The 23,008-nt window shown below is 60.8% G+C and carries 20 protein-coding genes and 1 pseudogene; 15 read left to right on the top strand and 6 right to left on the bottom strand.

The genetic code is table 11. The features are described from left to right. Positions 1-36 precede the first annotated feature (36 nt). The 3 genes and pseudogenes from BFP93_RS12420 to BFP93_RS12410 form a co-directional block, all read left to right on the top strand. A pseudogene (locus BFP93_RS12420) lies at positions 37-253 on the top strand (succinyldiaminopimelate transaminase); the annotation flags it as partial. Positions 254-379: 126 nt separating this feature from the next. Further along, entirely contained in the window at positions 380-1,102 is a 723-nt protein-coding gene (locus BFP93_RS12415) for a M12 family metallopeptidase (RefSeq protein ID WP_065893353.1), read from the top strand. Positions 1,103-1,275: 173 nt separating this feature from the next. Then, positions 1,276-2,019, top strand: a complete 744-nt coding sequence (locus BFP93_RS12410; protein ID WP_065893352.1) for a M12 family metallopeptidase — start codon at positions 1,276-1,278, stop codon at positions 2,017-2,019. On the opposite strand, the gene BFP93_RS12405 is transcribed toward BFP93_RS12410, so the two are convergent. Further along, positions 2,012-3,655 carry a Na+/H+ antiporter gene (locus BFP93_RS12405; protein ID WP_065893351.1) on the bottom strand — a complete coding sequence of 548 codons (1,644 nt, stop codon included), beginning with the start codon at positions 3,653-3,655 and terminating at the stop codon, positions 2,012-2,014. The genes BFP93_RS12410 and BFP93_RS12405 overlap by 8 nt on opposite strands. A gap of 268 nt (positions 3,656-3,923) precedes the next feature. Between BFP93_RS12405 and BFP93_RS12400 the strand changes: the two genes are divergently transcribed. The 4 genes from BFP93_RS12400 (at position 3,924) to BFP93_RS12385 (ending at position 6,983) form a co-directional block, all read left to right on the top strand. Further along, a complete protein-coding gene (locus tag BFP93_RS12400) occupies positions 3,924-4,232 on the top strand; it encodes an arsenate reductase (RefSeq protein ID WP_232790536.1) in 309 nt (102 codons plus the stop codon). A gap of 31 nt (positions 4,233-4,263) precedes the next feature. Next, positions 4,264-5,298, top strand: coding sequence for a 2,3,4,5-tetrahydropyridine-2,6-dicarboxylate N-succinyltransferase (gene dapD, locus BFP93_RS12395; protein WP_065886081.1), 1,035 nt, complete (start codon positions 4,264-4,266; stop codon positions 5,296-5,298). Positions 5,299-5,367: 69 nt separating this feature from the next. Further along, positions 5,368-6,573, top strand: coding sequence for an aminotransferase class V-fold PLP-dependent enzyme (locus tag BFP93_RS12390; protein ID WP_065893350.1), 1,206 nt, complete (start codon positions 5,368-5,370; stop codon positions 6,571-6,573). After that, on the top strand, positions 6,570-6,983 hold the full coding sequence (locus BFP93_RS12385; protein WP_065893349.1) for a SufE family protein: 414 nt from the start codon (positions 6,570-6,572) through the stop codon (positions 6,981-6,983). The genes BFP93_RS12390 and BFP93_RS12385 overlap by 4 nt, the downstream gene beginning before the upstream one ends. 117 nt (positions 6,984-7,100) lie before the next feature. Here the strand turns inward: BFP93_RS12385 and tcdA are convergent, their stop codons facing one another. Continuing rightward, the gene (gene tcdA, locus BFP93_RS12380) at positions 7,101-7,910 is read right to left on the bottom strand and encodes a tRNA cyclic N6-threonylcarbamoyladenosine(37) synthase TcdA (protein WP_163002860.1); all 810 of its coding nucleotides are present in this window, start codon (positions 7,908-7,910) and stop codon (positions 7,101-7,103) included. Positions 7,911-8,127: 217 nt separating this feature from the next. Here tcdA and BFP93_RS12375 point away from each other — a divergent pair, with 217 nt between their 5' ends. The 4 genes from BFP93_RS12375 to BFP93_RS12360 all read left to right on the top strand — a co-directional run bounded on the left by BFP93_RS12375 (position 8,128) and on the right by BFP93_RS12360 (position 13,334). Further along, on the top strand, positions 8,128-10,719 hold the full coding sequence (locus tag BFP93_RS12375) for a glycosyltransferase (RefSeq protein WP_065893347.1): 2,592 nt from the start codon (positions 8,128-8,130) through the stop codon (positions 10,717-10,719). Positions 10,720-10,942: 223 nt separating this feature from the next. Beyond that, positions 10,943-12,094 carry a succinyl-diaminopimelate desuccinylase gene (gene dapE / locus BFP93_RS12370; protein ID WP_065886077.1) on the top strand — a complete coding sequence of 384 codons (1,152 nt, stop codon included), beginning with the start codon at positions 10,943-10,945 and terminating at the stop codon, positions 12,092-12,094. Then, complete coding sequence (locus BFP93_RS12365) at positions 12,094-12,903, top strand: putative RNA methyltransferase (protein ID WP_065886076.1); 810 nt, start codon at positions 12,094-12,096, stop codon at positions 12,901-12,903. The genes dapE and BFP93_RS12365 overlap by 1 nt, the downstream gene beginning before the upstream one ends. A gap of 53 nt (positions 12,904-12,956) precedes the next feature. Beyond that, positions 12,957-13,334: a hypothetical protein gene (locus tag BFP93_RS12360; RefSeq protein WP_065893346.1), complete on the top strand. Its 378-nt coding sequence runs from the start codon at positions 12,957-12,959 to the stop codon at positions 13,332-13,334. A gap of 130 nt (positions 13,335-13,464) precedes the next feature. On the opposite strand, the gene BFP93_RS12355 is transcribed toward BFP93_RS12360, so the two are convergent. Beyond that, positions 13,465-13,674 carry a cold-shock protein gene (locus BFP93_RS12355; RefSeq protein ID WP_065886074.1) on the bottom strand — a complete coding sequence of 70 codons (210 nt, stop codon included), beginning with the start codon at positions 13,672-13,674 and terminating at the stop codon, positions 13,465-13,467. A 179-nt stretch (positions 13,675-13,853) separates the two neighbouring features. Here BFP93_RS12355 and plsB point away from each other — a divergent pair, with 179 nt between their 5' ends. From plsB to BFP93_RS12340, 3 genes are read left to right on the top strand one after another with little or no spacing between them, the layout of a single operon-like run. Continuing rightward, positions 13,854-16,358 (top strand): glycerol-3-phosphate 1-O-acyltransferase PlsB, encoded by a 2,505-nt coding sequence (gene plsB, locus BFP93_RS12350; protein WP_065893345.1) that lies wholly within the window; start codon positions 13,854-13,856, stop codon positions 16,356-16,358. A gap of 51 nt (positions 16,359-16,409) precedes the next feature. Continuing rightward, positions 16,410-16,811 (top strand): YbaY family lipoprotein, encoded by a 402-nt coding sequence (locus BFP93_RS12345; RefSeq protein WP_065893344.1) that lies wholly within the window; start codon positions 16,410-16,412, stop codon positions 16,809-16,811. 22 nt (positions 16,812-16,833) lie between these two features. Then, a complete protein-coding gene (locus tag BFP93_RS12340) occupies positions 16,834-17,523 on the top strand; it encodes a DUF4197 domain-containing protein (protein WP_065886071.1) in 690 nt (229 codons plus the stop codon). 62 nt (positions 17,524-17,585) lie between these two features. Here the strand turns inward: BFP93_RS12340 and BFP93_RS12335 are convergent, their stop codons facing one another. From BFP93_RS12335 to BFP93_RS12325, 3 genes are all read right to left on the bottom strand, one after another. After that, a complete protein-coding gene (locus BFP93_RS12335; protein ID WP_065893343.1) occupies positions 17,586-17,807 on the bottom strand; it encodes a hypothetical protein in 222 nt (73 codons plus the stop codon). A 128-nt stretch (positions 17,808-17,935) separates the two neighbouring features. Further along, on the bottom strand, positions 17,936-20,995 hold the full coding sequence (locus BFP93_RS12330; RefSeq protein ID WP_065893342.1) for an efflux RND transporter permease subunit: 3,060 nt from the start codon (positions 20,993-20,995) through the stop codon (positions 17,936-17,938). Positions 20,996-21,001: 6 nt separating this feature from the next. Continuing rightward, positions 21,002-22,102, bottom strand: a complete 1,101-nt coding sequence (locus tag BFP93_RS12325; protein ID WP_065893341.1) for an efflux RND transporter periplasmic adaptor subunit — start codon at positions 22,100-22,102, stop codon at positions 21,002-21,004. A gap of 93 nt (positions 22,103-22,195) precedes the next feature. Here BFP93_RS12325 and BFP93_RS12320 point away from each other — a divergent pair, with 93 nt between their 5' ends. Beyond that, on the top strand, positions 22,196-22,831 hold the full coding sequence (locus tag BFP93_RS12320; RefSeq protein ID WP_065893340.1) for a TetR/AcrR family transcriptional regulator: 636 nt from the start codon (positions 22,196-22,198) through the stop codon (positions 22,829-22,831). Positions 22,832-23,008 lie beyond the last annotated feature (177 nt).

Below are 23,008 nucleotides of genomic sequence, written 5' to 3'. Positions count from 1 at the left end.
GGCTCTTCTCGACACTGGTACGCAGCCATTTTGAAGCAAAGCCCGGACGGTGATTTCTATCAGTGGCCGAGTGTGAATGGCGACGACGACGCCTTTTGCCGCGATTTGTTCGTGGAAGAACACCTGACTGTGGTACCGGGCTCATACCTGTCGCGTGACGTGGACGGTTTCAACCCTGGCGCTGGTTGCACCGCTGGCGGAGTGTGTGGAAGCGGCTGAACGGGTCAGGGACTTCATTCAACGTCGTTCCTGAACACCCAGCCCGTGTTTACCTCAGATAAACGCGGGCTTACATACTCTAACAGTACGTTAGGAACGTTCCTGCGACGTGGATGAATAAGCCAATACATTCGTCCATTCTCATCGCAGGAAAGATCACATGATAAATCCCGCTTCCCAGCCCGTTTTTCTACACCACCAAACCACCCCGTCCATCGAAGATGATACGGGCAGCGCACACTCCCTTTCCAGAAGCCGGCGAAATATTGGTGAGCCAGCCAAATACTGGCCTCAAAACAGCACGATAAAAATCGCGATGTACGACTACGACATGGACGATGAATATGTGTTGGCCGTCAAAAAAGCCGCCAGCGAATGGCTGCCCCATATCAATCTGAAGTTCGAGTTCGTAGCTGGAGAAGAGGGCAATGTTCGTATCACACAAAATGTGAACAACAACTCCGAAGGCAGCTCAGCCATAGGCACGGACGCACTCGACAGATCTCCAGCGCACCCCACCATGGCGCTCCCACGGGACCATAGGCATCCCAGATTCGCTTACATAGTGAGGCACGAGTTCGGCCATATGCTTGGCGCTCATCATGCTCATCAACACCCCGACGCCAACATTCCATGGGATATGGAGAAGGTCAATCGTATGGTCGGACTCAGCCAGCAAGAGGTAGAACGCAACTTGCTTCCCTTGCCTCGGTCCAGCAAATACGACTTCACGACCTACGATGGCGACTCGGTCATGCACTATGAAATCAATCCCGCCCTCACCCATGGAGGCTGGGGCCAATCCGAAAGCTGGACGCTGAGCGACGAAGACATAGCCTGGGCCAAAAAGGCCTACCCAAAAACGACGCCTGCTATTTCTTGAGCCCAAGGTTCGCCTCACTCATCCATCAGCCGCGTCTTGATCTAAGCGCATGGGTCGCCGCTCCCACAACGTGGGGCGGTCATGGCTGATGTATCTTGCAACCCATAAATGGGAACAAAGCTTCTTAAATGTTCCACCCACGCTCATCTGGTACACACACTCAGGTGAACGACATGCCCCTCACGATTCCAGCCAACCCCGCCCCTGCGCACGTCATGAGCGCACCTCTGAGTAGAAGTAAACGCGGCGTCGCCATGCCGGACAAACTATGGCCTCAACATTCGGTGCTGACCATCTCGCGACTGAACATGACGCAGGAACAAAAGGATCTGGTAAAGCACAACATCAACAAATGGGCCCCGCACACCAATCTCTACTTCAAGTTCATTGACAGTCCCGACGGCGATATACGCATCACGGTAGACAATGACACCGGCCCTGGATGGTCAAAAGTGGGTACCGACGCCAAGAAGGTTCCATTGTCCAGGCCCACCATGGGCATCAGCTTCACACGGTCTGACGCTAGTATTGCCGCCACAATCCAGCATGAATTCGGCCATGCCCTGGGCCTCAAACATGAGCATCAGCACCCTGACCGGACATTGGACTTAAACAGGGAGAACATCTACGACGAATACGAAAAACGGGGGCGATTCAGCTATGAGGCCGATAACGATATCGTCAGGACTTTTTCACGTCACCAGGTACAGGCCTCTGCAAACTATGATGACAAATCCATCATGCACTATGGCTTTTCTGCTTCAAGACTCAACAGTGCCCCCCCCATCCCGCGTAACTTCAAATTGTCTGAAGACGATAAAACGTTCATCCAGTCGCTTTATCCAGAAGATAAAACCTTCGTGGGCAAACTGCTCAATTCAAGCATCCTGGCAATGATCAGCCCCACCACTACTTGACACTTCCCAAGTTCGCTTCGCTCATGTCCAGGTCCGCCAATACTTCGCGCAGTACATCGTCGCCAATCTGGTGCTGGCGACTCAAACGGTAGAGCTCCAGGCGCTGCGCGCGTAGTGCCTTGAGCCTCAGCCTGCGCTCCAACTGATCCATTTGCAGCGCCAATGCCTGAGCCTCGGCCGAGTCATTGAATACGTCCAACTGATGACGATACTCCGCCATCAGTCGAGCCTTGAGCTCGGTGGCCAATGCCGCTTGAGCGGCGTCCGGCGTTTCGGCTTCGGCGGGTTCTTCGACCTCCAGCGCATGGATCGCCGCCACGGCGGTCTTTTTCCAGGCCTCGCGCACTTCGTTATGGCGCCTCTCATCCGGACCTTTCTCGACACCCCGCAGCAGCAATGGCAGGGCGATACAGGCCGCGACCAGGGACAACAGGATGACCCCGGCAGCGATAAAGATCAGCAGGTCACGCTCGGGGAAATTCTGGCCCGGTGCCAGCAGCAAGGGCACCGACATCACACCCGCCAACGTCACCGCACCGCGGACACCGCCAACGGTCAACAACCAGCAGGAACGGGCCGTCGGTACCAGGGTCAGCGCACTTTTGCCGCGCAGCCTGCGCAGCAGACCCGACAGCCGCCAGATGCTCTGCACCCATATAAAGCGCAATACCACCAGCACCAGGAAGATCGCCATCACCTCCAGGCAGCGATACATCAAGGTGGGCCACAGCGTGGTTTCATGGCTGACCACCGCCTTGATGATGTCCGGCAGCTGCAGGCCGAGCAGCAAAAAGATCAAGCCGTTGAAGGCAAATTCCAGCAACGACCATACGCTGCGGTTGAGCAGGCGCGTGCTGGTCTGGCGCGGCAACAGATCGAGCCAGCTTTGCATCATGCCTGCCGCCACCGCCGAGAGAATGCCGGACGCGCCCAGGCGCTCAGCCAGTACGTAGGCAGCAAAGGGCAGCAACAACATGAACACCACATGGGTCGCCGGGTCATCCCAGCCCCGCGCAATCATCCAGGCGCGCAGGCGGCCGACCAACCAGCTCAACGCCACCCCGATCGCCAGCCCGCCTACAGCCACCAGCACAAAAGTCAGGCTGGCATCAGCCAGCGAAAACACACCGGTCAACGCCGCCGCCAGGGCAAATTTGAAGGTCACCAGGCCCGATGCGTCATTCATCAAGGCCTCGCCCTGAAGCATGTGCATCAGCGGCTTGGGCAAACGATTCTGCGAAATGGCGGACACCGCCACGGCGTCCGTGGGCGACAGCACCGCTGCCAGGGCAAAGGCCACGGGCAACGGAATCGAGGGCAACAGCCAATGAATGAAGTAGCCGGCACCGACCACGGTGAACAGCACCAACCCCACCGCCAATGTGAGGATCGGCCCGCGCAAGCGCCACAATTCACGCTTGGGCATGCGCCAGCCATCGGAAAACAGCAACGGCGGCAGGAACAGGAACAGAAACAGCTCCGGGTCCAGCGCCACGTGCAGGCCCAACGTAGGCCAGGCCAGCAAGGCCCCGGCGGCAATCTGCAGCAACGGCAACGGCAGTGGGATAATGCGCCCGACCAGGCGCGAAACGCTGACCAGCATCAGCAGGATAAGAACGGTGTAGGCGGTTTGCATAACGCGGGGTTCCCGGACAATCGACTTGCAATGACACACATCAGGCAACAACTGGCCGTTGAAGTGCCTTATTACTCCGCTATGTTACCCGCCTGTACCGCGCACTGGCGCTTACACAAACGTCGCATCCTGCTGACGAGCGGAGCCGAAACGCGCCGGGCGTGGCATAATCCGCGATCTTCCATTTTTCATTCGTCCAGAGGAGGGCAATTCCTTGACTGCTTCAAGCAAAACCTTGCACCTTTTCGGCATCAAAGCCTGCGACACCATGAAAAAGGCGCGCACCTGGCTCGATGAGCATGCGGTGACCTATGAGTTCCATGACTACAAAACGGCCGGTATCGACCGCGAACACTTGACCCAATGGTGCAACGAGCACGGTTGGCAGGTGGTGTTGAACCGTGCAGGCACCACCTTTCGCAAACTCGAAGACGAACGCAAAGCCGATCTCGATCAGTCGAAAGCCATTGAGTTGATGCTCGCACAACCCTCGATGATCAAGCGCCCGGTGCTCGATCTCGGTGACAGAACCCTGATTGGCTTCAAGCCAGATAGTTATTCGGCGGCCCTCAAGTAGGCCAGCCTTCCATTTTTGTAGAGGTAACAGCATGTCCCATTCCCTGTTCAGCCTGGGCTTCGGCGTCGGCACTCAGAACCGCCAAGGTGCTTGGCTGGAAGTGTTTTACGCACAGCCCCTGCTCAACCCGTCGGCTGAAATCGTCGCGGCCATCGCGCCGATCCTGGGTTACACCGAAGGCAATCAAGCGATCACGTTCACCATCAGCCAGGCGCTGCAATTGGCTGATGCGCTCAAAAATGTCGATGCGACCCAAGCCGCGCTGCTCAATCGGCTCGCCGAGAGCCACACCCCGCTGGTCGCGACGCTGCTGGCTGAAGACGCCGCACTGACCTCCACGCCTGAGGCTTACCTCAAGCTGCACCTGCTGTCCCATCGCCTGGTCAAGCCTCACGGCTTGAGCCTGGCCGGTGTGTTCCCGCAGCTGCCGAACGTGGCGTGGACCAGCCAGGGCGCCATCGACATCGCTGAACTGGCCGAACGCCAGCTGGAAGCGCGCCTGCGAGGCGAGCTGCTGGAAGTGTTCTCGGTGGACAAGTTCCCGAAAATGACCGACTACGTGGTGCCGAGCGGTGTGCGTATCGCTGACGCAGCCCGCCTGCGCCTGGGCGCCTACGTCGGCGAAGGCACCACCGTGATGCACGAAGGTTTCGTCAACTTCAACGCCGGCACCGAAGGCCCGGGCATGATCGAAGGCCGTGTATCGGCGGGCGTGTTCGTCGGCAAGGGTTCCGACCTGGGCGGCGGCTGCTCCACCATGGGCACCCTGTCGGGTGGCGGCAACATCGTGATCAAGGTCGGCGAAGGCTGCCTGATCGGCGCCAATGCCGGTATCGGTATCCCGTTGGGCGACCGCAACACCGTGGAGTCCGGCCTGTATGTGACCGCCGGGACCAAAGTGGCGTTGCTGGACGAGAACAACCAACTGGTCAAAGTGGTCAAGGCGCGTGAACTGGCCGGCCAGCCGGACCTGCTGTTCCGCCGCAACTCCGAGACCGGTGCCGTGGAGTGCAAAACCCACAAATCGGCCATCGAACTGAACGAAGCGCTGCACGCTCACAACTAAGCAGCCACTCGATGCCCCCTGGCGGGTCGCACCTTTGGTTGCGGCTCGCTTATACGAGTTTTGAACATCATGCTTGTGCCCTCCCCCTGGCGCGCTGACTTTCCAGCCATCGCCACCCTGCAACGGCAAGACCAGACCTACCTGGACAGCGCCGCTACCACGCAGAAACCTCAAGCCCTGTTGGACGCGATCAGCCATTACTACGCCAATGGCGCCGCCAATGTGCACCGTGCCCAGCATTTGCCGGGGGCCCATGCGACCCAGGCGTTTGAGGACAGTCGCAGCAAGGTGGCGCAGTGGTTGAATGCGGGCGACAGCGGGCAGGTGGTGTTTACCCACGGCGCAACCTCTGCGCTGAACCTCCTGGCCTATGGCCTGGAGCATTTATTCAATGCGGGCGATGAGATTGCCATCAGCGCCCTGGAACACCACGCCAACCTGCTGCCCTGGCAGCAACTGGCAAAACGTCGCGCGCTCACGCTGGTGGTATTGCCCCTGGACGATGACGGCGTGATTGACCTTGAAGCCGCCGCCACCTTGATCGGCCCGCGCACGCGGTTGCTGGCAGTGAGCCAGTTGTCCAACGTGCTCGGCGCGTGGCAGCCGCTGGAAGCCTTATCAAAAATGGCTAAGACGCACGGCGCCCTTACTGTGGTGGATGGCGCGCAAGGCATCGTCCATGGTCGCCACGACGTGCAGGCCCTGGGCTGCGACTTCTATGTATTTTCCAGTCACAAACTCTACGGCCCAGACGGTGTCGGCGTGCTATACGGTCGCCACGAAGCCCTGCATCACCTGCGCCACTGGCAGTTCGGCGGCGAGATGGTGCAACAGGCGGACTACCACAGCGCCAGCTTCCGCCCTGCCCCACTGGGGTTTGAAGCCGGCACGCCGCCGATTGCCGGCGTGATCGGCCTGGGGGCGACGCTGGATTACCTGGCTTCGCTGGATCAACAGGCGGTGGTCAGCCACGAAGCGGCGCTGCACGACTATTTATTGCGCGGCTTGAAAGCGCGCAATGGCGTGCGCGTATTGGGTACGCCGCAAGTGGCACTGGCCAGCTTTGTGGTCGAGGGCGTGCACAACGCCGACCTTGCGCACCTGCTGACCGAGCAGGGGATTGCCGTGCGTGCCGGTCATCATTGTGCGATGCCGTTGCTCAAGACATTGCAGCTATCGGGCGCGATTCGTGTGTCTCTCGCGCTGTACAACGATTCCGATGATCTGGAGCGCTTCTTTGAAGCGCTGGACCAGGCGCTGGACATGCTGCGATGAGCTTGCCAACCGACGCAACGGCAGCACTGGAGGCGTTCCAGGCCGTAGGCGGCTGGGAGCAACGTGCGCGCCTGTTGATGCAATGGGGCGAGCAACTGCCGGCGCTGGCGGACGCAGACAAGGTCGACGCCAACCTGGTACACGGCTGCGAAAGCCTGGTGTGGCTGGTGGGCCACTTGCAGGACGGCCATTGGCAGTTTGCCGCCAGCAGCGAGGCGCGGATGATTCGTGGGCTGGTGGCATTGCTGCTGGCCCGGGTCAACGGCTTGTCGACTGATCAATTGCAAGCGGTTGACCTGCCTGACTGGTTCAATCAACTGGGCTTGTCGCGCCAGTTATCGCCGTCGCGCAGCAATGGCTTGAATGCGGTCTTGCAGCGCATGCGCGAATTAAGCCGTACGCAATACTAAATGTGGGAGGAGGCTTGCCCCCGATAGCTGAGTGCCAGTCACTGGATAAGTTGGCTGACCCACTGCTATCGGGGGCAAGCCCCCTCCCACATTTTGATGTGTGCAAGGTAGTGAGGTCTAGGCGGGCTTGATGCGCTCCGACGGTCTGCGCACCCCTGCCACAATCTTGTCCACCGCCTTGGTCGCCGCCACCATGCCAAATGTCGCGGTGACCATCATCACCGCGCCAAACCCTCCCGCGCAGTCAAGCTTGACCCCATCGCCGACAAAACTCTTCTGCAAACAGATGCTGCCGTCCGGCTTGGGATAGCGCAGTTGCTCGGTGGAAAACACGCACGGCACGCTGTAATGGCGGGTCACCGTGCGTGAGAAACCGTAGTCACGGCGCAGGGTGGAGCGCACTTTCGAGGCCAGCGGGTCGTTGAAGGTGCGGTTGAGGTCGCACACCTGGATCAGCGTCGGATCGATCTGCCCGCCGGCGCCACCGGTGGTGATGATCTGGATCTTGCGGCGCTTGCACCAGGCAATCAGCGCCGCCTTGGCATTGACCGCGTCGATGCAGTCGATCACGCAATCGATGTCTGGCGTGATGTATTCGGCCATGGTGTCACGTGTGACGAAGTCCGCCACCGCATGCACCGTGCACGCCGGGTTGATGCTGCGCAGGCGTTCGGCCATTACTTCAACCTTGGGTTTGCCTACGGTGCTGTCCAATGCATGCAACTGGCGGTTGCTGTTGCTGACGCAGACGTCGTCCAGGTCAAACAGCGAAATCTCGCCCACCCCGCAACGGGCCATGGCTTCCGCCGCCCACGAGCCCACGCCGCCGACACCGACGATCGCCACATGGGCCGCTTTCAAGCGTTCCAGGCCTTCAATGCCATACAAGCGGGCGACGCCTGCAAACCGCGGATCTTCTGTGCTCATGACCATTACCCTAAAAACCGGCGCGCATTATGGGCTACGCAGCGACAAGTTTTAAGCCATCAGCTACAAGTTAAGAACTTAGATGCACTTTCGCTGCCCAATGTCCGGTTTTTCTCGGCTTGCTGTACGCTCAGTGAAAGGCCAGTGTAGGATGCGCGCCGGTTGGCGTAGGCCGACACCTCTTTTCGTTCCACACCCTTTGGAACCCGACATAACCATGGCATCGCGTAAATTTGGACTCAACCTGGTGGTGGTGCTGGCAATTGCCGCGCTGTTCACCGGTTTCTGGGCGCTGATCAACCGCCCGGTCACCGCTCCCAACTGGCCCGAGCAGATCTCGGGGTTTTCCTATTCGCCGTTTCAACAAGGCCAATACCCGCAGAAAGATCAGTATCCGACCGACGAGCAGATGCGTCAGGACCTTGCGATCATGAGCAAGCTGACGGACAACATCCGTACCTACTCGGTCGATGGCACTCTGGGGGACATCCCCAAGCTGGCGGAAGAGTTCGGCCTGCGCGTGACCCTCGGTATCTGGATCAGCCCGGACCTGGAACGCAATGAACGCGAGATCCAGCGCGCCATCGAGATCGCCAACACGTCGCGCAGCGTCGTGCGCGTGGTGGTCGGCAACGAAGCGTTATTCCGCGAGGAAATCACCCCCGAAGCCCTGATCGTGCTGCTCGACCGCGTGCGTGCCGCCGTGAAAGTACCGGTGACCACCTCCGAGCAATGGCACATCTGGGAAAAGAACCCGCAACTGGCCAAGCACGTCGACCTGATTGCCGCGCACATCCTGCCGTTCTGGGAATTCATTCCGATGGACAAGGCCGGCCAGTACGTACTCGACCGCGCCAGGGATCTGAAGAAACTGTTCCCGAAAAAGCCGCTGCTGCTGTCGGAGGTTGGCTGGCCGAGCAACGGGCGCATGCGCGGTGGCAATGAAACGTCGCCAGCGGACCAGGCGGTTTACCTGCGCACACTGGTTAACAAACTGAACCGGCAAGGGTTCAACTACTTCGTCATCGAAGCCTTCGACCAGCCCTGGAAGGTCAGCGACGAAGGCTCGGCCGGCGCCTATTGGGGCGTGTTCAACGCCGCGCGCCAGCAGAAATTCAACTTTGAAGGCCCGGTGGTCGCCATCCCGCAATGGCGCGTACTGGCCATCGGCTCGGTGGTGCTGGCCCTGCTGTCCCTGACGCTGTTGATGATCGACGGTTCGGCCCTGCGCCAGCGTGGCCGCACCTTTCTCACGTTTATCGCATTCCTGTGCGGATCGGTACTGGTGTGGATCGGCTACGACTACAGCCAGCAATACAGCACCTGGTTCAGCGTCACCGTCGGCATCCTCCTGGCCCTCGGCGCCCTGGGCGTGTTTATCGTGCTGCTGACCGAAGCCCACGAACTGGCCGAAGCGGTGTGGACCCACAAGCGCCGGCGTGAATTCCTGCCGGTCGAGGGGGAATCGGACTACCGACCCAAAGTGTCGATCCATGTGCCGTGCTACAACGAGCCGCCGGAGATGGTCAAACAGACCCTCGACGCCCTCGCGGCGCTCGATTACCCGGACTACGAAGTCCTGATCATCGACAACAACACCAAGGACCCGGCGGTGTGGGAGCCGGTGCGCGACTATTGCCAGACCCTCGGCCCGCGCTTCAAGTTCTTCCACGTCGCGCCCCTGGCCGGTTTCAAGGGTGGCGCGCTGAACTACCTGATCCCGCACACCGCCAAGGACGCCGAAGTGATTGCGGTGATCGACTCCGATTACTGCGTGTCGCCCAATTGGCTCAAGCACATGGTGCCGCACTTCGCCGACCCGAAAATCGCCGTGGTGCAGTCGCCGCAGGATTATCGCGACCAGAACGAAAGCACCTTCAAGAAGCTCTGCTACGCGGAATACAAAGGCTTTTTCCATATCGGCATGGTCACCCGCAACGACCGTGACGCGATCATCCAGCACGGCACCATGACCATGACCCGTCGCTCGGTGCTCGAAGAACTGGGCTGGGCCGACTGGTGCATCTGTGAAGACGCCGAACTTGGCCTGCGCGTGTTCGAGAAAGGCTTGTCGGCGGCGTATTACCACGACAGCTATGGCAAGGGCCTGATGCCGGATACCTTTATCGACTTCAAGAAACAGCGTTTCCGCTGGGCCTACGGTGCGATCCAGATCATCAAGCGCCACACCGCCAGCCTGCTGCGCGGCAAAGGCACCGAGCTGACCCGTGGCCAGCGCTATCACTTCCTCGCGGGCTGGCTGCCGTGGGTGGCCGATGGCATGAACATCTTCTTCACCGTCGGCGCGCTGCTGTGGTCGGCGGCGATGATCATCGTACCGACCCGCGTCGATCCGCCGTTGCTGATCTTCGCGATCCCGCCGCTGGCGCTGTTCGTGTTCAAGGTGGGCAAGATCATCTTCCTGTACCGCCGTGCGGTCGGGGTGAACCTCAAGGATGCATTCTGCGCGGCCCTGGCCGGCCTGGCGTTGTCGCACACCATCGCCAAGGCGGTGCTGTACGGTTTCTTCACCACCAGCATTCCGTTCTTTCGTACACCGAAAAACGCCGACAACCATGGCTTCTGGGTGGCGATTTCCGAGGCCCGCGAAGAAATGTTCATCATGCTGCTGTTGTGGGGCGCAGCCTTGGGCATCTACCTGGTGCAAGGCCTGCCGAGCAATGACATACGCTTCTGGGTGGTGATGCTGCTGGTGCAGTCGCTGCCATATGTGGCCGCGTTGATCATGGCGTTCCTGTCGTCGCTGCCCAAACCGGCACCGAAGGCCGAGCCTGTCACGGCGGTGTAAAAACTTGCGTCATGCACTAAACGGCGGCCTCTGGCCGCCGTTTTGCTATAAGATAACGGCCGTTTTAGACGCCTTGCACACATTACTGTAGGAGCGAGCTTGCTCGCGAAAATCGTTAACGATGAAGCGGGCACCCTGAATAAACGCGGTGCCCTTGCGTTTTTCGCGAGCAAGCTCGCTCCTACCATTAGAACGTCGCTGTCTCGATTTCCGGAGTTTCCCCATGACGGCCCATGCCGACCTTTCGCCGACCCTTCAACTCGCCATCGACCTGATCCGTCGCCCATCGGTCACGCCGATCGATGCCGATTGCCAGAAGCTGATGATGCAGCGCCTGGGCGACGCCGGTTTCGCGCTCGAGCCGATGCGCATCGAGGACGTGGATAACTTCTGGGCCACCCATGGCCAACATGACGGCCCGGTGCTGTGCTTCGCCGGCCACACCGACGTGGTCCCCACCGGCCCGGTGCAGGCCTGGCAGAACGACCCGTTCGACGCGCTGATCGACGAGCACGGCATGCTGTGCGGGCGTGGCGCGGCGGACATGAAAGGCAGCCTGGCGGCAATGCTGGTGGCGTCGGAGCGCTTCGTCAGGGATTACCCGGACCACAAGGGTTCGGTGGCTTTTTTGATCACCAGCGATGAAGAAGGCCCGGCGCACCATGGCACCAAGGCTGTGATCGAGCGCCTGGCCGCGCGCAAGGAGCGCCTGGACTGGTGCATCGTCGGCGAACCGTCGAGCACCACCCTGGTGGGCGACGTGGTCAAGAACGGCCGTCGCGGCTCCCTCGGCGCCACCTTGACGGTACGCGGTGTACAGGGCCACGTGGCCTACCCGCACCTGGCGAAGAACCCGATCCATCTCGCCGCGCCGGCCCTGGCTGAACTGGCCGCCGAGCATTGGGATGACGGCAACACCTTCTTCCCGCCGACCAGTTTCCAGATCTCCAACCTCAATTCCGGCACCGGCGCCACCAACGTGATTCCCGGCGACCTGACGGCGGTGTTCAACTTCCGATTCTCCACCGAGTCCACCGTGGAAGGCTTGCAGCAGCGGGTCGCCGCGATTCTGGATAAACATGGCCTGGACTGGCATGTGGACTGGGCGCTGTCGGGCCTGCCCTTTCTCACCGAGCCGGGCGCATTGCTCGACGCGGTATCGGCCAGCATCAAGGCGATCACCGGGCGCGAGACCAAGGCGTCCACCAGTGGCGGTACGTCCGACGGCCGTTTCATTGCAACCCTGGGCACCCAGGTGGTCGAGTTGGGCCCGGTAAATGCGACGATCCATCAGGTCAACGAGCGCATCCTTGCCAGCGACCTCGATGTGTTGACCGAAATCTACTACCAGACCCTGATCAAGTTGCTCGCCTGATGCTTGCCTGCCCCCTCTGCACTGCCCCGCTCACTGCGGTGGACAATGGCGTGGCCTGCCCCGCCGGGCACCGTTTCGACCGCGCACGCCAGGGTTACCTCAACCTGCTGCCGGTGCAGCACAAGAACAGCCGCGACCCAGGCGATAACCTCGCCATGGTCGAGGCACGCCGTGATTTCCTCAACGCCGGCCACTACGCCCCGGTGGCCAGGCGCCTGGCTGAACTGGCCGCTGAACGCGCACCGCAACGCTGGGTCGACATCGGCTGTGGCGAGGGTTACTACACCGCGCAGATCGCCGATGCCCTGCCCCACGCCGACGGCTACGCCCTGGATATTTCCAGGGAAGCGGTCAAGCGTGCGTGCAAGCGCAACCCGGCGCTGACCTGGTTGATCGCCAGCATGGCCCGTGTACCGCTGGCCGACGCCAGTTGCCAGTTTCTCGCCAGCGTGTTCAGCCCGTTGGACTGGCAGGAAGCCAAGCGCCTGCTCAGCCCGGGCGGCGGCCTGATGAAGGTCGGTCCGACACGTGGCCATCTGATGGAGCTGCGCGAACGCTTGTACGATGAAGTGCGCGAGTACACCGACGACAAACACCTGGCTCTGGTGCCGGATGGCATGCACCTGGCACACAGCGAAACCCTTGAGTTCAGCCTGAGCCTGGCCGAACCCGGGGACCGCGCCAACCTGCTGGCCATGACCCCGCACGGCTGGCGCGCCAGTGCCGAGCGGCGCAGCGAGGTCATCGAAGCCGCCGAGCCGCTGCAGGTCACCGTGTCGATGCGCTACGATTATTTCGTGCTTCAATAACCTTTTTTCAGCATCCGCGAATGGATTTTCGAATCCCGCAACGAGGAACATCCATGCGCCAACCCGATATCGAGATTTACCTGAAGGACGCCGACGTCGACCACAAGGCCATCGCCGCCTGGCTGGGCGCGGCCCTGGGCCCATGCACCGACTGGGTCCAGAAGGGCCAGACCTACAAGTGCAAGGCCGGCAACGTCCCAGTGACCTGGCTGCCAAAAGCCGTGGGCAAGTGGAACAGCCTGTACCTGGAAAGCGACCAGACCCCATGGGACGACGACATCGCCTGCGCCCGCGCCGCGTTTGCCGCGCTGAACGTTGAAGTGCGCTGCGCACCGGGGACCTGGGTCGAGGAAGAGGGTGAGGAAAGTGCTGACCGCTGGATGCGCATCAGTGCCGACGGTGAAGAAGAGATCACTTGGAAAACCGCCTGACCTGAGCTGCGAACCCAATCAAATGTGGGAGGGGGCTTGCTCCCGATAGCAGTGGATCAGTCAATATAGCTGGTGACTGACACACTGCAATCGGGGGCAAGCCCCCTCCCACAGGGGTTCAGTGGTGAACTTACAGGCCCACCACATCCTCGGCCTGCAAGCCTTTCTCACCGGTCACCACGGCATACTCCACCTGCTGGCCCTCGGCCAACGAGCGGTGCCCGTCACCACGAATGGCGCGGTAGTGCACGAACACATCCTTGCCATCTTCACGCTGTATAAAGCCGTAGCCCTTTGCATCGTTGAACCACTTCACGTTGCCGGTTTCGCGCGTTGTCATCTGTTCACTCCCACTGGTTTTTATTATTGAGTCGCTGGCGTTGAACTGCCGAGTATAAGACAGGTTCAAAAACCATCAACTCAACTTTACATCGCTGCTTTTTTGCCGATTTTCGGTGAATACGGCACACTACCCGCCCGAGCGCCTGCTCGGTTTTTTCCACTTGAAGCAGTTCGCCTATGACCCGCTCCCCGTTCCGCCGTCTGGTGTTTGGCACCTTGCGCCGACTGTTGTATCTCTGGGTTCGCTCGGAGACGATCAACCAGTCGTCCCTAACCCTTAACCTGGACCGCAGCCGACCGGTGTTCTACGTCCTGCAATCGCCCTCAATGACCGAATTGGCCGTGGTCGATGCCGAGTGCACCAAGGCCGGCCTGCCGCGCCCGGTGCTGCCCGTCTCGGTGGGCCCGTTGATGGAACCCGCGGCGTTCTTCTACCTCACGCCCGACCCGGACTGGCTCGGCCGCCAGGACAAGCGCGGCGCACCGCCCACCCTGACGCGCCTGGTCAACACCCTGAGCGAACATGCCGAAGAGAATGCACAAATCATTCCGGTCAGCGTGTTCTGGGGCCAATCCCCCGAAAGCGAGTCCAGCCCCTGGAAGCTGTTGTTCGCCGACAGTTGGGCGGTCACCGGGCGTCTGCGCCGGTTGTTGAGCATCCTGATCCTCGGTCGCAAGACCCGCGTGCAATTCTCCGCGCCCATCAACCTGCGTGAATTGATCGAGCACAATAAAGGGCACGAACGCACCGTAAGAATGGCCCAGCGCATCCTGCGTGTGCACTTTCGTAACCTCAAGACCGCCGTGATCGGCCCCGACCTGTCGCACCGACGCAACCTGGTGAAGGGTCTGGTCAATATGCCCCTGGTGCGCCAGGCGATTGCCGATGAAGCCGAGCGTGAAAAGATTTCGCCGGAAAAAGCCAAGGCCCTGGCCCTGCGCTATGGCAACGAAATCGCCTCGGACTACACCTACACGGCGATCCGTTTTCTGGAAGTGGTGCTGAGCTGGTTCTGGAACAAGATCTACGACGGCATCAAGGTCAATAACATCGAGGGCGTGCAACAGGTTGCCCAAGGCTACGAAGTGATCTACGTGCCGTGCCATCGCAGCCATATCGACTATCTGCTGCTGTCCTACCTGCTGTTCAAGAATGGCCTGACCCCGCCGCACATTGCCGCCGGTATCAACCTGAACATGCCGGTGATCGGCAGCCTGCTGCGCCGTGGCGGTGCGTTTTTCATGCGCCGTACCTTCAAGGGCAACCCCCTGTACACCTCGGTGTTCAACGAATACCTGCACACCCTGTTTACCAAGGGCTTCCCGGTGGAGTACTTCGTCGAAGGCGGACGCTCGCGCACCGGTCGCATGCTGCAGCCGAAAACCGGGATGCTGGCCATCACCCTGCGCAGTTTCCTGCGCTCTTCGCGCATGCCCATCGTGTTCGTGCCGGTGTACATCGGTTACGAACGCGTGCTCGAAGGCCGCACCTATCTGGGCGAACTGCGCGGTGCGAGCAAGAAGAAAGAGTCGATCTTCGATATCTTCAAAGTCGTCGGCGCGCTCAAGCAGCGCTTCGGCCAGGTGGCGGTCAACTTCGGCGAGCCGATCAAGCTGGCGGAGTTTCTCGACCACGAGCAACCGGACTGGCGCGCCCAGGAACTGGGCCCGAACTTCAAGCCGGCATGGCTGAATGAAACCACCCACCGCCTCAGCGAAAAGGTGGCCCGCCACCTCAACGAAGCCGCCGCGGTCAACCCGGTGAACCTGGTGGCGTTGGCGCTGCTGTCGACCACCCGCCTGGCCCTGGACGAACAAGCCATGGCCCGCCAGTTGGACTTGTACCTGGCGCTGCTGCGCCGCGTGCCCTATTCACCCCACACCACCCTGCCGGAAGGCGATGGTCTGGCGCTGATCAAGCACGTCAAGGACATGGACCTGCTGTCGGAGCAAAGCGATGCCCTGGGCAAGATTGTCTATCTGGATGAGCAGAATGCCGTCCTGATGACCTATTACCGCAACAACGTGCTGCACATCTTCGCCCTGCCGGCGCTGCTGGCGAGCTTTTTCCAGAGCAGTTCGCGGATGAGCCGCGAGCAGATCCTGCGCTATACCCAGGCGCTCTATCCGTACCTGCAATCGGAGCTGTTTATCCGCTGGTCACTGGAAGAGCTCGATGGCGTGGTCGACCAGTGGCTGGAGGCTTTTGTCGAACAGGGCCTGCTGCGTTTTGAAAACGGCGTGTATCTGCGCGCGGCGCCGAGTTCGCGGCATTTTGTACTGCTGACGCTGCTGTCCAAGAGCATCGCCCAAACCTTGCAACGCTTCTACATGGCGATTTCGCTGTTGCTCAACAGCGGTCAGAACAGCATCAGCGCCGAAGAGCTGGAAGACCTGTGCACAATCATGGCCCAGCGCCTGTCGATCCTGCATGGCCTCAATGCCCCGGAATTCTTCGATAAGAGCCTTTTCCGACATTTCATCCAGACCTTGCTGGAGCAAGATGTGCTGCGCCGCGACGAAGCCGGCAAGCTGAGCTATCGCGACTTGCTCGGCGAACTGGCGGAAGGCGCGGCCAAACGCGTACTGCCGGCGGACATTCGCCTGTCGATTCGCCAGGTGGCGCTGCATCGCGTCGATGGCGCGGCCGAGCAAGCGGTGGACCCCGCGCAAACCCGCTAGATTGAACAAGGCGCCGGGAAGTTTGCGGCGCCGTTGAAAAGGAGTTGCACCATGAAAAAGATCATCCTCCTGGGCCTCACGGCCCTGCTCGGAGCCTGCCAACCCATGACACCCGCCCCAAAGGCCAGCCTCGACGGCGAAGTGTTTTACCTGCAACGCATCGCGTTGCCGCCTGCCGCCACCTTGAGCGTCAGCCTGCAGGACGTGTCCTTGATGGACGCCCCGGCCGTGACCCTCGCCGAACAGAAAGGCCCGATCAAGGGCCAGGTGCCGCTGCCGTTTCACCTGAGCTATGACCCGGCGCAGGTCAAGCCTGGCCACAGCTACTCGGTCAGCGCTCGCATCGAGGTGGATGGCAAGCTACTGTTCATCACCACGCAGCGCCATGCGGTACAGCTCAATGGCCAGGACCCACAGCCACTGCGCTTGCGTGTCGACGCGGTAGCCCACTGAATTCAATCATAAGGAAGCGCCCATGCTCCGTAACCCTCTTCGCCTCACTGCCCTGTTCACCGGACTGCTGCTGGGTGCCAACGCGATGGCGCTGGACCTTGGCAGCCTGTCCCAGGGCGACGCCAGTGGCGGGCTGAAGGATGCCTTGACCCAGGGCGCACAGATCGCCGTGAAACAACTGGGCACGCCAGGCGGTTTCAGCAACAACCCCGAGGTCAAAATCGGCCTGCCGGGCAAGCTGGGCAAGATCGCTGACAAGCTGAAGATGTTCGGCATGGGCGATCAAGTCACCCAGCTGGAAACCAGTATGAACAAAGCGGCTGAAACCGCCGTAACCCAGGCTCAGCCGATCCTGGTCAATGCCGTGAAAAACATGAGCGTGACCGATGCCAAGGGCATCCTCAGCGGTGGTCAGGATTCCGCCACCCAATACCTGAACACCAGCAGTCGCGAACAGATCCGCGCCAAGTTCCTGCCCATCGTCAAGGCTGCAACCGACAAGGTCGGCGTGGCCCAGCAGTACAACGCCCTGGCCGGCAAGGCGGCGGCGTTTGGTGCAGTGGACGCCAAAAGCGCCAACGTTGAAAACTACGTGACCGAACAGGCGCTGGACGGCTTGTTCAAGATGATCGCGCAGCAGGAAGAAACGATTCGCAAGAATCCGGCAGCGGCCGCCACCAGCCTCGCCAAGAAAGTGTTCGGCGCCCTGTAGACGCCTCTGTGCACCCGAGCAGGTGGGGAAGGATCACCTGCCCGGGAGCGCTTACCACACCTTTAAAACAGCTTGGCGCCCAGCCCGCCAAAGATCACCGCGCCCAGTGGCATCACGCTTACGCCGAACTTGATTGCGCCGCCTACGCCCCCGCCATTGCAATCGGGCTTGGGTTTGCATTTGTCGTTGCAGTCATCTGCCGGTGGCTTGGGTTTGGCGCAGTTGCCGGCACCAAAGCTGCTGTTGACCGAAACGCTCAACGACTTACCGATGAATAGTCCCATGGGTTACTCCTTGAATCATCAGATTTGAGATCCGGCCAGACGGCGTGAAGACCGTCGGACCGAATACCTGTCATCAGGTAGTCCATGAGTGGCGAAACGTTAAGAAACGTTCCTCGCCATAAGCACCGTCATTCCTGTTTGACCCTGAACCACGCCGCGTAAAGCGCCGGTAGAAACAGCAGCGTCAGCGCCGTCGCCACAATCAGCCCGCCCATGATTGCAACCGCCATCGGCCCGAAGAATACGCTGCGTGACAGTGGAATCATCGCCAGCACCGCCGCGAGTGCCGTCAGAACGATCGGGCGGAAACGCCGAACAGTCGCTTCAATGATCGCCTGCCATGGCGTCAGCCCCGCCTTGATGTCCTGTTCGATCTGGTCCACCAATATCACCGAGTTGCGCATGATCATCCCCGACAGGGCAATCGTGCCGAGCATGGCCACGAAACCAAACGGCTGACGAAACACCAGCAGGAACAACGTGACGCCGATCAAGCCCAGGGGCGCGGTCAGAAACACCATCGCCGTGCGTGAGAAACTGCGCAGTTGCAGCATCAGCAAGGTCAGCACGACCACGATGAACAATGGCACGCCGGCCTTCACCGAGTTCTGTCCGCGCGCAGAGTCTTCAACCGTGCCGCCGACTTCCAGCAAATAGCCGTCCGGCAACTCGGCGCGCACGCCCTCCAGGGTCGGCAGGATCTGCTGGACCAGGGTCGCAGGTTGTTCCTTGCCGTAGATATCGGCGCGCACGGTCACTGTCGGCAAGCGGTTACGGTGCCAGATGATGCCCTCTTCAAAGCCATACTCAAGGGTTGCAATCTGTGCCAGGGCCACACTTCTGCTGTTGTCGGTCGGTACCGCCAGGCTTGGCAGCCGCGACAACTCGGTGCGTTCATGCACGGTGCCGCGCAGGAGAATCTCGATCAACTCGTTGTCCTCCCGGTACTGGCTGACGGTGGAGCCGGTCAGGGAGCTTTGCAGGAATTTCGACAGGTTGGCGGTGCTTACGCCAAGCGCCCGGGCGCGGTCCTGGTCGATATTCAGATAAACGATCTTGCTCGGCTCTTCCCAGTCCAGGTGCACATTGACCACGTGGGCATTCTCGCGAACCCTGGCCGCAACTTTGCGCGCCAACGCGCGAACTTCTTCGATGTGCTCGCCGGTCACGCGAAACTGCACCGGATAGCCCACGGGAGGGCCATTCTCCAGGCGGGTAACGCGTGAACGCAGGTCAGGAAACTGTTCGTCAAGGGTTTCAATCAGCCAGGTGCGCAGGCTTTCGCGTTCTTCGATGGTGTGTGCCAACACCACGAACTGCGCGAAGCTGGCAGCCGGCAGTTGCTGGTCGAGCGGCAGGTAGAAACGCGGCGAACCGGTGCCCACGTAGGCGACGTAGTTGTCGATGCCTGCGTGTGCCTTGAGCAAGGTCTCGAGGCGTTTGACCTGGTCGGCGGTGTTGCTCAGGGAAGCGCCTTCGGCCAGTTTCAGGTCGACCATCAGCTCCAGGCGACCCGAGGCCGGGAAGAACTGTTGCGGCACGAAACGAAATAGCCCAACCGAGCCGATAAACAGCAACAGGGTCAGGACAATAACCGTCTTGCGCCGACGGACACACCACTGCACCAAACGTCTTACACGCTGGTAGAAGGGCGTGCCGTAGGGGTCCGGACCGTCGGTGCCGTGCTTGGCCGCATGTATTTTCGCCAGGTCCGGCAGCAGCTTTTCCCCCAGGTACGGTACAAACACCACCGCAGCGACCCATGAGGCCAATAAAGCAATGGTCACCACCTGGAAGATCGACCGGGTGTACTCGCCGGTACTCGATTGCGCGGTGGCAATCGGCAAAAAGCCTGCGGCGGTGATCAACGTGCCGGTCAGCATGGGGAAGGCGGTGCTGGTCCAGGCGAAGCTTGCGGCTTTGATCCGGTCGTAGCCCTGCTCCATTTTGATCGCCATCATCTCCACCGCGATGATCGCGTCATCCACCAGCAAGCCCAGGGCCAACACCAGGGCGCCCAGGGAAATTTTGTGCAGGCCAATCCCCAGGTAGTACATGGTGGCAAAGGTCATGGCCAGCACCAGCGGAATCGCCAGTGCCACTACCATGCCGGTGCGTACCCCCAGGGAAAAGAAGCTCACCAGCAACACGATGGCCAGGGCTTCGGCCAGCACCTGGACGAATTCGCCGACACTGGTCTTCACCGCGGCGGGCTGGTCCGAAACCTTGCGCAATTCCATGCCCGCCGGAAGGTTCTTCTGCAAGCGTGCGAATTCACGCTCCAGTGCCTTGCCCAGCACCAGAATATCGCCACCTTCACGCATGGCCACCGCCAGGCCGATGGCGTCCGCGCCCATGTAACGCATGCGCGGTGCCGGTGGGTCGTTGAAACCACGGTGGATATCGGCCACATCGCCGATCCGGAAAGTCCGGTCCGCCACCCGAATAGGGAAGTTACGGATCTCTTCCACGCTCTTGAAGTTGCCCGACACCCGCAGTTGCACCCGTTCACTCGGGGTTTCAAAGAAGCCGGCGGTCGACACCGCGTTCTGCTCCTGCAACGCTTGCTGCACGGCGGCCAATGGCAGGCCGAGGGTGGCGAGCTTGAGGTTGGACAGCTCGATCCAGATCTTCTCATCCTGCAGGCCGAGCAGCTCGACCTTGCCCACATCCGGCACCCGTTGCAGCTGAATCTGGATGCGGTCGGCGTAGTCCTTGAGCACGGCGTAGTCGAAACCGTCACCGGTCAAGGCGTAGATATTGCCGAACGTGGTGCCGAACTCATCGTTGAAAAACGGCCCCTGGATATCCGGTGGCAAGGTCTGACGGATATCGCTGATCTTCTTGCGCACCTGGTACCACAGCTCGGGAATCTGCGCCGAGTGCATGGCGTCGCGCGCGATGAAGGTCACCTGGGACTCGCCGGGGCGCGAGAACGAGACGATGCGCTCGTACTCGCCGGTCTCCATGAGCTTTTTCTCGATGCGCTCGGTGACCTGGCGTGACACTTCCTGGGCGGTTGCCCCTGGCCAGTTGGTCTTGATCACCATGGCCTTGAAGGTGAAGGGAGGGTCTTCGCTTTGTCCCAGTTTGGTGTAGGACAAGGTGCCGACGACCGCCAGCAGGATCATCAGGAACAGTACAATCTGGCGATTACGCAACGCCCACTCGGAAAGATTGAAACCCATCGGGGACTACTCCTTGGCCGCCAGATTCACCACGCGGTTGGCGCGATCCACCGGGCGCACCTGCTGGCCCTCATGGAGCACATGCACGCCCGCCGCAACCACCCAGTCGGTGGGCGCCAGGCCTTCCAGTACCGGCACGCTCTTTTCGCCAAACGCGCCGATGCGCACGGGGGTGCGCTTGAGGGTGTTGTCCGGCGCCACACGCCAGACATAAGACGCGCCGTTCTCCGCACTCAGGGCAGACAGCGGCACCGACAACGGCATCACCCCGTCAACCGGTATGAATACCCGAGCGCTCTGCCCGAGTTCTGCCGGGACTTTGCCGCCAGTGAACGCCACCCGTGCGGCGAAGGTGCGCGACTTCGGATCGGCGGCGGGCGACAGCTCGCGAATGCGTCCGGCAAAGCGTTGATCCGGCTGGCTCCACAGCTCAACCGAGACCGGCTGGCCGATCTTGAAGCGGCCGAAGCCTTGCTCCGGCAGGCTGATCACTACTTCACGCTCGCCATCGGTGGCCAGGGTGAACACGGTTTGGCCGGCGGCGACGACCTGGCCCACTTCCACCGCACGCTTGGCGACGACACCGTCCTGGGGCGCACGCAGCACGGCATACCCGGCCTGGTTGCTGGACACGTCGAACTCAGCCTTGATCTGCTTGAGGCGTGCCACACCGGCTCGATAGAGATTTTCGGAATTGTCGTACTGGGATCGGCTGACCATCTGACGGTCCATCAGGGTCTTGTAGCGGTCACGCTCGGCGCGCACCAGGCTCAGGTTGGCCTCGGCGCCAGCCACCTGGGCACGGGTGGCTTCCAGTTGCAGGCGTACATCCTGTGGGTCGAGCTCGGCCAGGGGCTGGTTGGCCTTGACCCGCTCGCCCTCCTCCACCAGGCGATTGCTGACTTTGCCGGCGATGCGAAAAGCCAGATCCGGCTCATAGCGGGCGCGCACTTCACCGGGATAGCTGTCCACCGACTGCGCCAGGGGCTGGGGTTGCACCACCATGGCCGGGCGAGGAGCAGTGGGGGCCGCTTCTTCATGGCCGCACGCGGCCAACAGGAAGATCAGACTGACAGGCAACGCAAAGGGCAGGAAAGTGCTGCGCATGCTGTGGGACCTTTCGCAAATGAGGCTTGGAATAATTATACTGGCCGGTATGTTATTAATACCAAACTCGCCAGTCCAGTATTAAAGGTGAAAATGTCCGACAATCCTGCAAACACCAATAGCCCCGGGCGTCCCAAGGACATGGCAAAACGCCAGGCGATCCTCGATGCGGCCAAATCGCTGTTCCTGGGCAAGGGTTACGCAAGCACCAGCATGGACGCCGTCGCCCTTGCGGCCGGGGTATCGAAACTCACCGTCTATAGCCACTTCACCGACAAGGAGAACCTGTTCACCGCGGCGGTGGTGGCCAAGTGTGAAGAGCAATTGCCGGTGATGTACTTCGAGCTGCCTGCAGGCATGCCGGTGGAGACCGTGTTGCTGAACATTGCGCGGGGCTTCCATCGGTTGATCAACAGTGAGGAGTCGGTGAACCTGCATCGCTTGATGATGACCACTGGCAATCAGGACGTGAAACTCTCACAGATCTTTTTTGAAGCCGGTCCCATGCGCATGCTGCAGGGCATGGAGCGCCTGCTCGGCAAGATTGACCAGGGCGGCGCCCTGAGCATCGACAAACCCTTCAAGGCTGCGGAGCACTTTTTTTGCCTGCTCAAAGGCACGGCGAATTTCCGTTTGCTGTATGGCTGCGGGGGGCAACTGAGCGAAGAAGCGGCCGAAGAGCATGTTCGGGAGGTGGTGGGGTTGTTTATGCGGGCGTATGGGGCGTAGGTATCTACGCAGCTTTGATATGACACCGGCATGTGGCGAGGGAGCTAGTGCCCGATGGCGGCCTCCGGGCCGACCAGGATGTTAGTGTCGATCCCGGTCCAATGTGGGAGGGGGCTTGCCCCCGATGGCGGCATCCGGGCCGACCAGGATGTCAGTGTCGATCCCGGTCCAATGTGG

It is taken from the genome of Pseudomonas sp. 44 R 15 (assembly GCF_900004965.1).
GTDB lineage: Bacteria > Pseudomonadota > Gammaproteobacteria > Pseudomonadales > Pseudomonadaceae > Aquipseudomonas > Aquipseudomonas orientalis_A.
Note: the sequence above shows the minus strand (reverse complement) of the source record. Positions and strands in the feature narration are given on the sequence as shown.